Annotated in this window: 11 protein-coding genes and 1 riboswitch; of the genes, 5 read left to right on the forward strand and 6 right to left on the reverse strand. The window is 70.2% G+C overall.

The genetic code is table 11. From position 1 onward, the window contains the following. Positions 1-22: 22 nt before the first annotated feature. Together FBZ83_RS11655 and rsmI are read right to left on the reverse strand one after the other, a co-directional pair. Positions 23-391, reverse strand: coding sequence for a YraN family protein (locus tag FBZ83_RS11655; RefSeq protein ID WP_114861151.1), 369 nt, complete (start codon positions 389-391; stop codon positions 23-25). After that, positions 388-1,329, reverse strand: a complete 942-nt coding sequence (gene rsmI, locus FBZ83_RS11660; protein WP_432612491.1) for a 16S rRNA (cytidine(1402)-2'-O)-methyltransferase — start codon at positions 1,327-1,329, stop codon at positions 388-390. The genes FBZ83_RS11655 and rsmI overlap by 4 nt, the downstream gene beginning before the upstream one ends. Between rsmI and FBZ83_RS11665 the strand changes: the two genes are divergently transcribed. Beyond that, entirely contained in the window at positions 1,323-2,513 is a 1,191-nt protein-coding gene (locus FBZ83_RS11665) for a penicillin-binding protein activator (RefSeq protein ID WP_145682705.1), read from the forward strand. The two genes, rsmI and FBZ83_RS11665, sit on opposite strands and share 7 nt — an antisense overlap. Positions 2,514-2,600: 87 nt before the next feature. On the opposite strand, the gene FBZ83_RS11670 is transcribed toward FBZ83_RS11665, so the two are convergent. Both FBZ83_RS11670 and metZ read right to left on the reverse strand, forming a co-directional pair. Then, on the reverse strand, positions 2,601-3,116 hold the full coding sequence (locus tag FBZ83_RS11670) for a phasin family protein (protein WP_035670582.1): 516 nt from the start codon (positions 3,114-3,116) through the stop codon (positions 2,601-2,603). A gap of 111 nt (positions 3,117-3,227) precedes the next feature. Beyond that, positions 3,228-4,436: an O-succinylhomoserine sulfhydrylase gene (gene metZ, locus FBZ83_RS11675; protein ID WP_145682707.1), complete on the reverse strand. Its 1,209-nt coding sequence runs from the start codon at positions 4,434-4,436 to the stop codon at positions 3,228-3,230. 76 nt (positions 4,437-4,512) lie between these two features. Further along, positions 4,513-4,592: riboswitch (SAM riboswitch) on the reverse strand. A 127-nt stretch (positions 4,593-4,719) separates the two neighbouring features. On the opposite strand from metZ, the gene FBZ83_RS11680 reads away from it, so the two are divergent. Together FBZ83_RS11680 and FBZ83_RS11685 are read left to right on the forward strand one after the other, a co-directional pair. Continuing rightward, positions 4,720-5,232 carry an STAS domain-containing protein gene (locus FBZ83_RS11680; RefSeq protein ID WP_145682709.1) on the forward strand — a complete coding sequence of 171 codons (513 nt, stop codon included), beginning with the start codon at positions 4,720-4,722 and terminating at the stop codon, positions 5,230-5,232. Between the two features lie 76 nt (positions 5,233-5,308). After that, positions 5,309-5,506, forward strand: a complete 198-nt coding sequence (locus FBZ83_RS11685) for a hypothetical protein (protein ID WP_145682711.1) — start codon at positions 5,309-5,311, stop codon at positions 5,504-5,506. 368 nt (positions 5,507-5,874) lie between these two features. On the opposite strand, the gene mutS is transcribed toward FBZ83_RS11685, so the two are convergent. Beyond that, entirely contained in the window at positions 5,875-8,556 is a 2,682-nt protein-coding gene (gene mutS, locus FBZ83_RS11690) for a DNA mismatch repair protein MutS (RefSeq protein ID WP_145683511.1), read from the reverse strand. 157 nt (positions 8,557-8,713) lie between these two features. Between mutS and FBZ83_RS11695 the strand changes: the two genes are divergently transcribed. Beyond that, the gene (locus FBZ83_RS11695) at positions 8,714-9,250 is read left to right on the forward strand and encodes a hypothetical protein (RefSeq protein ID WP_186466046.1); all 537 of its coding nucleotides are present in this window, start codon (positions 8,714-8,716) and stop codon (positions 9,248-9,250) included. 18 nt (positions 9,251-9,268) lie between these two features. Here the strand turns inward: FBZ83_RS11695 and FBZ83_RS11700 are convergent, their stop codons facing one another. Next, a complete protein-coding gene (locus FBZ83_RS11700; RefSeq protein WP_109069893.1) occupies positions 9,269-9,589 on the reverse strand; it encodes a hypothetical protein in 321 nt (106 codons plus the stop codon). Positions 9,590-9,827: 238 nt separating this feature from the next. Between FBZ83_RS11700 and FBZ83_RS11705 the strand changes: the two genes are divergently transcribed. Further along, complete coding sequence (locus tag FBZ83_RS11705; RefSeq protein WP_247888284.1) at positions 9,828-12,629, forward strand: [protein-PII] uridylyltransferase; 2,802 nt, start codon at positions 9,828-9,830, stop codon at positions 12,627-12,629. Positions 12,630-12,631 lie beyond the last annotated feature (2 nt).

The raw sequence follows: 12,631 nt of genomic DNA on the forward strand, positions 1-12,631 counted from the left end.
TTCCTCTTCTTCAGCCTTCGCGTCAGGCCCGCCACGCGTCCGGGACGTGGCGCGGCCACGACCAAGGGGTAACGAGCATGACGTCGAAGCGCAAGACATAGCCGGCATACTGCGGGTTGGCCCCCAGATAGGCGTGGGCGGCGCGGGCGAGGCGGCCCCGCTGGCGGGCGTTGACCGCCTCGTTCGCGGTGTCCCAGTCGCCGCGGGCCTTGACCTCGACGATCGCCAGAGTGTCGCCCCGCCGGGCCACGATGTCGATCTCTCCCATGGGTGTGCGCAGGCGGCTTTCCAGGATGCGGTAACCCTTCAGCCGCAGCGCCAGCCGGCACAGCTGCTCGGCGTAGCGGCCGTAATTCTCGGCCCGGCGGCGCAGCGCGCCCGGCGCGCTCATGGTTTCCCCTCCCGCGACAGCTCCAGCGCGCGGGCGTAGACGGTGCGCTTGTTCTGGCCGGTGCGGGCGGCCACGTCGGCGGCGGCGTCGCGGACCGAGAGGCGGGTCAGCGCCTCGCGCAGCAGGGCGTCGACGTCGGCCTCGGTCGGGGTGGGCTCCTCGCCGGGCGGACCGATGACCAGCACGACCTCGCCCTTCGGCGGGCCGGCCTCGGCGTAATGGGCGGCCAGCTCCGGCAGGGTGCCGCGCCGCACCTCCTCGTAGAGCTTGGTCAGCTCCCGCGCCACCGCGGCCTCCCGCGCGCCCAGGATGTCGGCGAGGTCGGCCAGCGACTCGGGCAGGCGCTGCGGCGACTCGAAGAAGACCAGCGTGGCGGGAACGGTCTTCAGTTCCCCGGCGGTGGCGCGCCGCGCGCTGCTCTTGTTGGGCAGGAAGCCGGCGAACAGGAAGCGGTCGGTCGGCAGGCCGGACAGCACCAGCGCCACCAGCGGGGCGGAGGCGCCGGGCAGCGTGGTGACCGCCACCCCCTCCGCCACGCACTCGCGCACCAGCTTGTAGCCGGGGTCGGAGACCAGCGGCGTGCCGGCGTCGGTGACCAGCGCGATGGATTCGCCCGCTTTCATGCGCCCGATCAGGACCGGACGCATCTTTGCCGCGTTGTGTTCATGATAGGAGACGAAGGGCGTGTGGATGCCATGGATGCCCATCAGCTTCGCCGTTACCCGCGTGTCCTCGCAGGCGATGGCGTCGGCGCGGCGCAGCGTGTCGAGCGCGCGCAGCGTGATGTCGGCGGCGTTGCCGATGGGGGTGGCGACCACATAAAGGCCGGCGCCGAGTTTACTTGCGGCCCTCGGCTCGCTACCTTCAGCGTCACCAGAGACGCCGGGCCCGGAAACGGGCTCGGGCGCCGGACCGGATGTGGAGATCGTTGGTGGCACGCTTGACGACACCTTTCTCGCGCGCTTGGGGGCAGCGGGCTGCCGCCGCCCTGTTGGTTGCCGGCACGCTTTCGGCCTGCTCGACTGTAAAGGCCCCGGCGCCGCCGACTCAAGCGCCGCAAGCGCCCGTCGCCGCCGTTCCGGCCGCCCCGCAGACCTTGAAGGTGGCGATCCTGCTGCCGCTGTCCGGGTCCAGCGCCGCCATCGGGCAGGCCATGCTGGAGTCGGCACAGATGGCCCTGTTCGATCTGGCCGGCGACCGGTTCGAGCTGCTGCCCCGCGACACCAAGGGCACGCCCACCGGCGCCGCCGACGCGGCGCGGCAGGCCATCGCCGAGGGAGCGAGCCTGATCCTCGGCCCGCTGTTCGCCGCCGACGTGGCGGCGGTGAAGCCGGTCGCCCAGTCCGCGGGCGTGGACGTTCTGGCCTTCACCAACGACTGGACCCAGGCCGGCAACGGCACCTATGTGCTGGGCTTCGTGCCGGCCGATCAGGTGACCCGGGTGATCGGCTTCGCCCGCTCGCGCGGTGCGACGCGCTACGTCGCGCTGGCCCCGCGCACCGCCTACGGCGACGCCGTGGTCAACGCCGTGCAGGCCGCCTCGCGCCAGTTCGGCGGGCAGGTGGCGCAGGTCGAGCGCTACGACCCGGCGGTGACCGACCTCGCCCAGCCGGCGCGGCAGGTGACCCAGGCCGGCGTGCAGCCGCAGGCGGTCATGCTGGCCGAGGGCGGGCCGCGCGCCCAGGGCCTGGCGTCGGCGCTGTCGGCCAACGGGCTGAACACCCAGCAGGTGAAGCTGCTCGGCACCGGCCTGTGGGACGAGCCCGGGCTGGGCCAGGAGCCCGCCCTGGCCGGCGCCTGGTTCGCCGCCCCGGCCCCGCAGAGCCGCGCCGACTTCGAGGCGCGCTTCGAGAAGACCTATGGGCGCAAGCCGCCGCGCATCGCCACCCTGTCCTACGACGCCACGGCCATCGCCGCGGTGCTGGCCAAGATGCCCGACGCGGCGGGCCGCTTCGACCGGGCGGCGCTGAACAACCCCAACGGTTTCGAAGGCATGGACGGCGTCTTCCGCCTGCGCGCGGACGGCGTCGTGGAGCGCGGTCTGGCCGTTCTGGAGGTCACCCCGAGCGGTCCCCGCGTGATCGATCCCGCCCCGTCCAGCTTCGAAATGCTGGGGCAGTGATCGCAAAGCTCTGAAAAAAGCGTTCAACCGCGGCGGCGCGAAGCACGACGGAGATCGTGCCTTGTGCCGTCGCGGTGAACCGCGACATCACCCGTGCTGCTTCGCCAGACGGCGGGCGTTGGCGCGGACGGTGCGGTAGGCGGGGGTCATGCCGGCCTGGGTCAGGGCCGTGGCCGACTCGACCATGTAGAGCGCGGCGTGGATGCCGGCCTCGACCGTCTCGGTGACGGTGCGGCGCTGCAGTTCCATCAGGTCGGCGGGGTTGCGGCATTGGCCGAGGCCGGTCACCATCACCATGGCGGCCTGAAGCTGGCCCTGCATCAGGGTCATCCAGGCCTGCTGCATTTCCCCGATGCCCTTGGCGACGGCGTGGGTGGCCTCCACCATCGCCTCCACCTTCTCGGAGCCCATGCGGACGAACTCCGGGTTGGCGAGGTCGATGGGGTTGTTCATCGCCGCCGCCATCATCGCGGTGCGGTAGCCGATCGTCTGGGCCGCCGCCACCCCCATCTCGCCCGTCTTGACGCCGGTCCGGGTCAGATCGCCCGCCACCGTCAGAAAGCGTTGCGTCGGTTCGCCGTTGCCGGCCTTGCGTCTCGCCATTCGCTCCACCTCACCAAAGGACCCGACCGGACCGGAAGGCCCGGCCGGGCCGAAAAAACCGTGACCCGGACGCCAACGCTGCACTGCAGCATTTGGTTCCGGGTCCAGTCTTTACAGGGAAGCGAGCGCGCGGTCGAGATCTTCAACGATGTCCTGGGCGTCCTCCAGCCCGACGGACAGGCGGAGCAGGTTCGGGCGGATGTTCGCCGCCGCCTTCTCCTCGACCGTCAGCTTGGAATGGGTGGTGGTGTCGGGGTGGGTGATCAGGCTCTTGGAATCGCCCAGGTTGTTGGAGATCATCACCATCCGCAGGTCGTTCAGGGCGCGGAAGGCTTCCTCCTTACCGCCCTTCAGGAAGATCGACAGCATGGTGCCGCCGCCGGTCATCTGGCTGCGGCAAAGGTCGTGCTGCGGGTGACTGGCCAGACCCGGATAGAGCACCCGCTCCACCTTCGCGTGGCCTTCCAGGAACTCCGCCACCGTCAGGGCCGCCGCGCTCTGCGCCGACACGCGCAGTTCCAGCGTCTCCAGACCCTTCAACAGCAGCCAGGCGTTGAAGGGCGAGATGGTCGGGCCGGTGTGGCGCAGGTAGGGATGGATCACGTCCGACCCGTACTGCTTGTCGTTGGTCAGGATGATGCCGCCCAGACAGCGGCCCTGGCCGTCGATGTGCTTGGTCGCCGAATAGATGACGACGTCGGCCCCCATTTCGAACGGGCGCTGCAGGACCGGCGTGGCGAAGGCGTTGTCGACCACCACCTTGGCCCCGGCCTTGTGGGCGAGGGCGCTGACCGCGCGCAGGTCGACGACCTCCAGCCCCGGGTTGCTGGGCGTCTCCAGGAAGACGACCTTGGTCGGCTTTGCCAGCGCCTCTTCCCATTGGGACAGGTCGGTGCCGTCGACAAAGACCGCCTCGACCCCGAAGCGGGCCGACAGTTCCTTGATCACCCAGTAGCAGGAGATGAACAGCGAGCGCGGCGCCACGATGCGGTCGCCGGTGCGCAGGTTCGACCACAGGGCGCCGTGCACCGCGGCCATGCCGCTGGTCGTGGCGTAGGCCCAGGCCGCCCCCTCATACTCGCACAGCCGGTCCTCGAACATCGCCGTGGTCGGGTTGCGGAAGCGCGAATAGACGTGGCGGGAGCCGTCGTTGACGAAGGCGCTCTCCGCCTCCTCCGCCGAGCCGTAGACGAAGCCGGAGGTCTGGTAGAGCGCCTCGCAGGTCTCGTCGAAGGACGAGCGGCGGACGCCGCCATGGACCAGACGGGAGCGCGGGCGAAGCCCCGCGACGTTCGGATTGCGATGATCGGTGCGCGCCATGGCCGCTTTGTCTCCTCTGTCCGCCGGCGGGGCAGACCGGCAAAACAAAAAACGCCCCGACCGATCGGGTCGAGGCGCGGACGCGGCTCGGACCTTTTTAGCGGGTTGTTTTACGTGGCCCGCAAGCCGGTCGACCAAATCACCACGTACCCCCGCTTGTAGGACCGCCGCGGCGCGCCGTCAAGGGACAAGGAGCCCGTGACAAATAGGGGCCGCCCTGCGTCAACATCGCGCAGGACCCGAGGCCGCCGTCCGCTTGCCCGGCGAAGGCCCGGACCGGATCATGGCCGCCGGACGTCGGAAAGGGGTGCGGGCCGTGCAGTATCGCAAGGAGCAGGAGCGGCACTTCGCCCGTCTGGTGTTCACCGGGCGCTTCACCAGCCAGGACGCCGCTCCGGTGCGGCAGGCCATCGCCGACGTGACGGGCGGGCCGGAGCGCCGCCACCTTCTCGACCTGACCGGGCTGGAGTTCATCGATAGCGCCGGCATCGGCCTGCTGCTGGTGATGAACGGCGAGGCCCTGTCGGCGGGCAAGGCGCTGTCCCTGCTCTGCGCCTCCGGGCAGGTGCGCAAGGTGGTGGACCTGACCCGCATCGCCATGATCGTCCCGGTGCACGAAACGGTGGCCGATTACATCGCCGCCAGCGTGCCCGAGGCACTGCTGGCCGCCACCCATCCCTGCGCACCGGGCGAGGACCCGATGGCCGTCGCCGCCCGCGCGCTGCACGCAAAGCCGCTCCTGCCGTCCGCGGTCGTGCCGCCGGACGCTTCCGATCGGGACGGCGCTTCCGGATAGGCCGCTCGCAGGGCTGGCGCGGGCTTCCCATGTGAAGCACTGGACAGATCCCGTTCCGCGTTGGGGGAGGCACCGAATGGTTCATCTGCACAAGTCGCTGGAATCCGAAGCGTCGAAGGCCGCCGAGCGGGAGGGCCGCTCGCTCGACCAGTTCGTGACCGAGGCGGTGGAGGAGAAGCTGCGCCACGCGCAACGTTCTGCTGCCCAACGTCACGTCACCCCCATCCGCGACCGCGGCGCCCCGCTTGACGAGGACGCGGTGGAACGGGCGTAAAGCCGCCACCGGATGGGATTGCGGCGGCTGTGGTTCAGCGCTATATTTCCCGTACCAGTGGTCAATAGACGACACCTCCGGTACCGCGCGCTTCGGACGGTTTGGATGGCCGGACGGGCGTGTACACGAAAAGAGGGGCGGCGCTGCTACGCCGCCCCTCCGTCGTCTGAGTTACAGCACGGCGACGAGCAGCGCGAGGATCGCGACGACCGTCTGAATGACCGTGCAGATCACCAGCACCTTACCAGGGGTCAATAAACACACCCCCTTCCCGCCGCTTGGATAACAACGCCCCTTGCACATGGCTCGGGACGCTGCGGCGGCGGATTTTCATACTATGGAGTGTACTTCTTCGCAAACCCTCCCTCTTAGGAGAGCAATCCCCTCAGTCGGTACAACTCGTCGAGCGCCTGACGCGGCGTCAGGCTGTCTGGGTCGATGGATTTCAGCGCCTCCTCCACCCGCGACGGTTCCGGCGGGGCGGCGGGCGCCGACACCGCGGGGGCCGGCGGCGGGCGCTTCAGGGCGGCGCTGAACAGCGGCAGATCCTCGGCCAGACGGTGGATGGCGGCGTTCTGGTCGCCCGATTCCAGGATGGTCAGCACCTCCTCGGCACGGCCCACCACGGCGCCGGGCAGGCCGGCCAGCTTCGCCACATGGATGCCGTAGCTGCGGTCCGCCGCTCCCGCCGTCACCTCGTGCAGGAAGACCACGTCGCCCTGCCATTCCTTGATGCGCATGGTGTGGCAGGACAGGCCCGGCAGCTTGCCGGCCAGCATGGTCAGCTCGTGGTAGTGGGTGGCGAACAGCGCGCGGCAGCGGTTGACGTCGTGCAGATGCTCCACGCAGGCCCAAGCGATCGACAGGCCGTCGAAGGTCGCGGTGCCGCGCCCGATCTCGTCCAGGATGACCAGCGCGCGGTCGCCGGACTGGTTCAGGATGGCCGCGGTCTCCACCATCTCCACCATGAAGGTGGAGCGGCCGCGCGCCAGATCGTCGGCGGCACCGACGCGGCTGTAGAGCCGGTCCACCACCCCGATGTGCGCGCTCTCCGCCGGCACGAAGCCGCCCATCTGGGCCAGAATAGCGATCAGCGCGTTCTGGCGCAGGAAGGTTGACTTGCCGGCCATGTTCGGGCCGGTCAGCAGCCACAGCCGGTTGTCCGGGGCGAGGTCGCAGTCGTTGGCGACGAACGGCCCGGCGTTGCCGGCGTCGAGCACGGCCTCCACCACCGGGTGCCGCCCGCCCTTGATCGAGAAGGCGAGGCTGCCGTCCACCACCGGCCGGCGGTAGCGCCGCTCCGCCGCCAATTCGGCCAGCGAGGCGGCGACGTCGAGCGCGGCCAGCGCATGGGCCGCCTGGGCGATGGCCTCGGCGCGGCTGGTCACCTCCTCCACAAGGTCGTTGAACAGCTCCAGCTCCACGGCCAGGGCCTTGTCGGCCGCCTCGGAGATGCGGCGCTCCAGGTCCGACAGCTCCACCGTGCCGAAGCGCACGGCGTTCGCCATGGTCTGGCGGTGCATGAAGACCTCGCGCCCCGTCTCGGACATCAGCTTGTCCGCGTGGGTCGCCGTCACCTCGATGTGGTAGCCGAGCACGTTGTTGTGCTTGATCTTCAGCGCCGGCACCCCGGCGATGCCGGCGTATTTGACCTGAAGCCCGGCGATCAGCCGCCGGCTCTCGTCGCGCAGAGTCACCAGCTCGTCGAGCGCGTAGGAATAGTCGCGCGCGATGAAGCCGCCGTCGCGGGCGAGCAGCGGCAGTTCCGGCGCCAGCGCCTGGGTCAATTGCTGGACCAGCTCGCTGTGCTCGCCCAGCCCCTTGGCCACGGCGCCCAACCCGTCGGGCAGCGGGCCGCCGGGGTGGCCGTTGAGCAGCAGGCGGATGGCCGAGGCCTGGACCAGACCGTCGCGCACGGCCGCGAGGTCGCGCGGGCCGCCGCGCCCCAGCGTCAGGCGGGACAGGGCGCGTTCCAGGTCCGGGCAGCGGCGCAGCGCCTCGCGCAGGTCGCCGCGCAGCCGCTCCTCGTTCAGCGCGAACTCGACCATGTCCAGCCGCTTGGCGATGGCCGCGGGGTTGGTCAGCGGGGCCGAGAGCTGGGCGGCGAGCAGACGCGCCCCCGCCCCGGTCACCGTGCGGTCGATGGTGGCGAGCAGGCTGCCGCGCCGGTCGCCGGTCAGGGTGCGGGTCAGCTCCAGGTTGCGGCGGGTCGCCGCGTCGATCTCCATGACGGCGCCGGGGCCGAGCCGGCGCGGCGGCGACAGGCGCGGCACGCGGCCCTTCTGCGTCAGCTCCACATAGGCGACCAGGGCGCCGGCCGCCGCCACCTCTGCGCGCGAGAACTGGCCGTAGGCGTCCAGCGTGCCGACGCCGTAGAGGGTGAGCAGCCGCTGCCGCCCGTTCTCGCTGTCGAAGCGCGGGGTCGGCTGCACGGTCAGGCGCGACTTCCACTCGCCCCACAGCTCGTAGAGGTCGGGGCTCTGGCACAGCTTCTCGGAGACCAGAACCTCCTGCGGGTCGAGGCGGCCGAGGGCGGCGCCCAGCCCGGCGCGCTCCACCGGCTGCACGACCAGCTCGCCGGTGGACAGCTCCAGCCAGGCCAGCCCGAGGCCGCCCGCCGCTTCCGCCACCGCGGCCAGCCAGTTGGAGGAGCGGGAGTCGAGCAGGCTGTCCTCGGTCAGCGTGCCGGGGGTGACGATGCGGATGACGCCGCGCTTCACCACCGACTTGGAACCGCGCTTCTTGGCCTCCGCCGGGTCCTCCATCTGCTCGCAGATGGCGACGCGGAAGCCCTGGCGGATCAGGCGCTGCAGGTAGGATTCATGGCTGTGGACCGGGACGCCGCACATCGGGATGTCCTCGCCCAGATGCTGGCCGCGCTTGGTCAGCGCGATGTCCAGCGTCCGGGCGGCGTTCACCGCGTCTTCGAAGAACATCTCGTAGAAATCGCCCATCCGGTAGAACAGCAGGCAGTCGGGATGGGCCTGCTTGATCTCCAGATACTGCGCCATCATCGGAGTGGCGTCGGGGGGAATGGCGGCGGGCGGCATGGCGGCGGGCGCGTCGGACACGGGTCTTCAACCGGTTGCGTTGTGACGGGCGAGGTCGGGCCGGCACCCTAGCACGCCCGCGCTGGTGCCGCGATGACCGCTTCGTTAGACTGTTCGATGCCCGTAGAACGAGCAGCCGAAGCTGAAGGAGACCGCCGTGACGCAAGCGCCCGACAACACTGATGGCCCGATCACCGACGGCCAGGACGGCGTCCGGGAGGTGCGCGAGGTCGTCGCCCTGTTCAAGACCCGCGAGGCCTTCGACAAGGCCGTGGCCGCCCTGCTGGACGCCGGCTTCGACCGCGACGACCTGTCGGTCCTGGCCAGCCACACCTCGCTGGAGGCCGCCGACCAGCGCCCGCAGGCCCCGACGGACGAAGCCCTGACCGGTCTGGTGGGCGAGCTGAAATACGCCTTCCCGCTGACCACCGCCGGGCTTCTCGCCATCGTCGGCGGCCCGATCGCCGCGCCGCTGGCCGCCATCGTCGCCGCCGGCTTGGGCGGCGTCGCCATCAAGGATTACCTGGACGAGCTGACCAGCCACCCCGACACCGACGAGTTCAGCCGCGCGCTGGAGGCCGGCGGGGTCATCCTGTGGGTGCGCACCGCCGAGGTGGAGGACGAGGTGGAGGCCGCCGAGATTCTCGAAGGCAACGGCGGCGGCAACATCCACCTGTCGGTGCGCGAGGAGTAGGCGGAGAGAGACCGGCCGTCAGGCGGCGCAGGCGCGCCAGTCGCCTCCGCCGCCGACCACGGTCAGCCCGCGCAGGCGGAACTGCGCCCGCACCACCGCGGCCCAGCCCTTGCGGATCTGGGCGATCTTGACGGCGTCGGAGGCCTTGGCGTCGGTGGCGGTGCCGCAGATCTCGAACAGGAGCGCGTCGCCGATGGAGCCGGGGCACAGCGCCAGGGCGTGCACCAGCCAGGCCATCAGCTCGGCCGGGGTGTGGCGCGGCAGGCCGCGCTCCGCCAGGGTCAGGGCATTCCCGAGGTTCGCCAGCTCCCGCCGAGCCGTTCCGGGGTTCGGGATCATCAATGGCCTCCCTCGCGCGTGTCTCACCGGGGACTCCTTATCTCGTTGGGATGGAGCACGTCAGTGACGGCCATCACAGCACGGCCGTCACCGCGGCGCTCCGAATGGGATCATGCAGGAAACAGACGGCAGCCTCTTTTGGTGTGCCGCGTGCGAATTATCCTCTTTCCCGTTATAGTCGGGACGCCGCACGGTTCGTCGCACCCCTCGCAGTCCTGGGAAGGCTCACGTTTTGCCGATGCTCTCCACCCGCGCCGCCTCCGCCGACGCGTCCGACGCCAAGGACGCCGGCACCGCCAACATCCCCAACAAGCGCGCGATCCTGTCCCGGCGCAAGCTGGCGGAGGACCTGGAGACGCTGGTGGCGGAGCATGGGACCGGCGACAAGCTGCGCCCCGCCCTGATCGCCCGGCTGCGCGCCGCGCTGAACGACGGGCGGGCCGAGGTGCGCGCCCGCTTCGAGGCCAAGGGATCGGGCGAGGACTGCGTGCGGCAGAACTGCTACCTCGCCGACGGGGTGGTGCGTTCGCTGGCCGACCTCACGGTCACCCACATCTTCCCCTCGCCCAACCCGACCTCCGGCGAGGTGTTCGACATCGTCGCTACCGGCGGCTACGGCCGGGGCGAGCTGGCGCCCTTCTCCGACATCGACCTGCTGTTCCTGCTGCCCTACAAGCGCACCCCGCGGGTGGAGCAGGTGGTCGAGTACATGCTCTACATCCTGTGGGACCTCGGGCTGAAGGTCGGCCACGCGGTGCGCAGCGTCGACGACTGCATCCGCCAGTCCAAGGCCGACGTGACCATCCGCACCGCCATCCTGGAGTCCCGCTACCTCTGGGGTCCGCGCAAGCTGTTCACCGAGTTGCGCCGCCGCTTCGACCGCGAGGTGGTGGCCGGCACCGGGCCGGAGTTCGTCGAGGCCAAGCTGGCCGAGCGCGACAACCGCCACCTGAAGCTGGGCGACAGCCGCTACGTGCTGGAACCCAACCTGAAGGACGGCAAGGGCGGCCTGCGCGACCTGCAGACCCTGTTCTGGATCGCCAAATACCTGTACCGGGTCGAGGATGTGGATGATCTGGTCGGCAAGAAGGTGCTGCTGCCGGAGGAGGCGCAGCGCTTCGCCAAGGCGCAGAACTTCCTGTGGACCGCGCGCTGCCACCTGCACTACCTGACCGGGCGCATGGAGGACCGGCTGACCTTCGACGTGCAGACGTCGATCGGCAACCGCATGGGCTACACCGACCACGCCGGGACCAAGGGCGTGGAGCGCTTCATGAAGCATTACTTCCTGGTCGCCAAGGACGTCGGCGACCTGACCCGCATCTTCTGCGCAGCGCTGGAGGCGGAATCGAAGCGCCCGCCCAAGTTCAACATCCTGCGGCTGGCGGCGCTGGCCCGCCGCAAGGACGTGGACGGCTTCGTGGTGGACGGCGAGCGTCTGAACGTGCGCAGCGACCGCCAGTTCAAGGACGAGCCGCTGGACATGATCCGGCTGTTCCACACCGCCCAGCAGAACGACATCGACATCCACCCCAACGCGCTGCGCGCCATCACGCGCTCGCTGTCGGTGGTGGGGCCGAAGCTGCGCGCCGACCTGGAGGCCAACCGGCTGTTCCTGGAGATCCTGACCGGCCGCAAGGACCCGGAGATCACGCTGCGCCGCATGAACGAGGCCGGGGTGCTGGCCCGCTTCATCCCCGACTTCGGCCGGGTGGTCGCGCAGATGCAGTACGACATGTACCATGTCTACACGGTGGACGAGCACACGCTGTTCGCTCTCGGCATCCTGCACAAGATCGAGATGGGCGAGCTGACCGACGAGCTGCCGCTGTCGTCGGAGGTGATCCACAAGGTGGTGTCGCGGCGCGCGCTCTACGTCGCCGTGCTGCTGCACGACATCGCCAAGGGCCGCGGCGGCGACCATTCCATCCTCGGCGCGCGGGTGGCGGAGAAGCTGTGCCCGCGCCTCGGCCTGACGGCGGAGGAGACGGAGACGGTGGCCTGGCTGGTGCGCTGGCACCTCGCCATGTCCTACACCGCCTTCAAGCGCGACCTGGAGGACGACAAGACGGTGCGCGACTTCGTCTCGCTCGTCCAGTCGCCGGAGCGGCTGCGCCTGCTGCTGGTGCTGACGGTGGCGGACATCCGGGCGGTCGGGCCGCAGCGCTGGAACAACTGGAAGGCCACGCTGCTGCGCGAGCTGTACAACCGCTCGGAGGAGGTGATGTCCGGCGGCCTGTCGGTCGAAGGGCGCGGGCGCCGCATCCAGGCCGCCCAGGCGGCGCTGCGCGCCGAGCTGTCCGACTTCGACGACGCCGATTTCGAGCAGCACCTCGCGCTCGGCTACCCCGCCTACTGGCTGGCCTTCGACGCGGAGACGCTGGGCCGGCAGGCGCGGCTGGTCCGCGAGGCGCTGCGCGACGAGCGGCCGCTGACCGTCAACACGCGCATCGACCGCGGCCGGGCGATCACCGAGGTGACGATCTTCGCCACCGACCACCACGGCCTGTTCTCCCGCCTCGCCGGAGCGCTGGCGGCGGCGGGGGCGGACATCGTCGACGCCCGCATCTTCACCATGACCAACGGCATGGCGCTGGATGTCTTCACCGTGCAGGACGCGGCGGGCGGCGGCGCCTTCGAGAGCGGCGACAAGCTCGCCAAGCTGTCGGTGATGATCGAGAAGGTGCTGTCCGGCCAGTTGAAGCCACTGCACGACCTGACCAAGCGCAAGGCCCCGCACGCCAGCCGCACCCGCGTCTTCCACGTGCCGCCGCGCGTGCTGATCGACAACAACGCTTCGACCACCCACACGGTGATCGAGGTCAACGGGCGCGACCGCCCCGGCCTGCTCTACGACCTGACCCGCGCGCTGACCAACCTGACGCTGCAGATCTCCTCGGCGAAGATCTCGACCTATGGCGAGAAGGCCATCGACGTCTTCTATGTGAAGGACGTCTTCGGCCTGAAGGTCACCCACGAGAGCAAGCTGGCCCAGATCCGCGAGCGGCTGCTGCACGCGCTCGCCGATCCGTCCGCATAAAA

The organism is Azospirillum brasilense (assembly GCF_007827815.1).
GTDB classification, from domain to species: domain Bacteria; phylum Pseudomonadota; class Alphaproteobacteria; order Azospirillales; family Azospirillaceae; genus Azospirillum; species Azospirillum brasilense_C.

Coding starts and splice junctions, on each gene's coding strand:
- mutS (WP_145683511.1), bottom strand. CDS start 8,556: ATGCCGCCCGCCGCCATTCCCCCCGACGCCACTCCGATGATGGCGCAG.
- FBZ83_RS11655 (WP_114861151.1), bottom strand. CDS start 391: ATGAGCGCGCCGGGCGCGCTGCGCCGCCGGGCCGAGAATTACGGCCGC.
- FBZ83_RS11670 (WP_035670582.1), bottom strand. CDS start 3,116: ATGGCGAGACGCAAGGCCGGCAACGGCGAACCGACGCAACGCTTTCTG.
- FBZ83_RS11685 (WP_145682711.1), top strand. CDS start 5,309: ATGGTTCATCTGCACAAGTCGCTGGAATCCGAAGCGTCGAAGGCCGCC.
- FBZ83_RS11705 (WP_247888284.1), top strand. CDS start 9,828: ATGCTCTCCACCCGCGCCGCCTCCGCCGACGCGTCCGACGCCAAGGAC.
- FBZ83_RS11680 (WP_145682709.1), top strand. CDS start 4,720: ATGGCCGCCGGACGTCGGAAAGGGGTGCGGGCCGTGCAGTATCGCAAG.
- metZ (WP_145682707.1), bottom strand. CDS start 4,436: ATGGCGCGCACCGATCATCGCAATCCGAACGTCGCGGGGCTTCGCCCG.
- FBZ83_RS11700 (WP_109069893.1), bottom strand. CDS start 9,589: ATGATCCCGAACCCCGGAACGGCTCGGCGGGAGCTGGCGAACCTCGGG.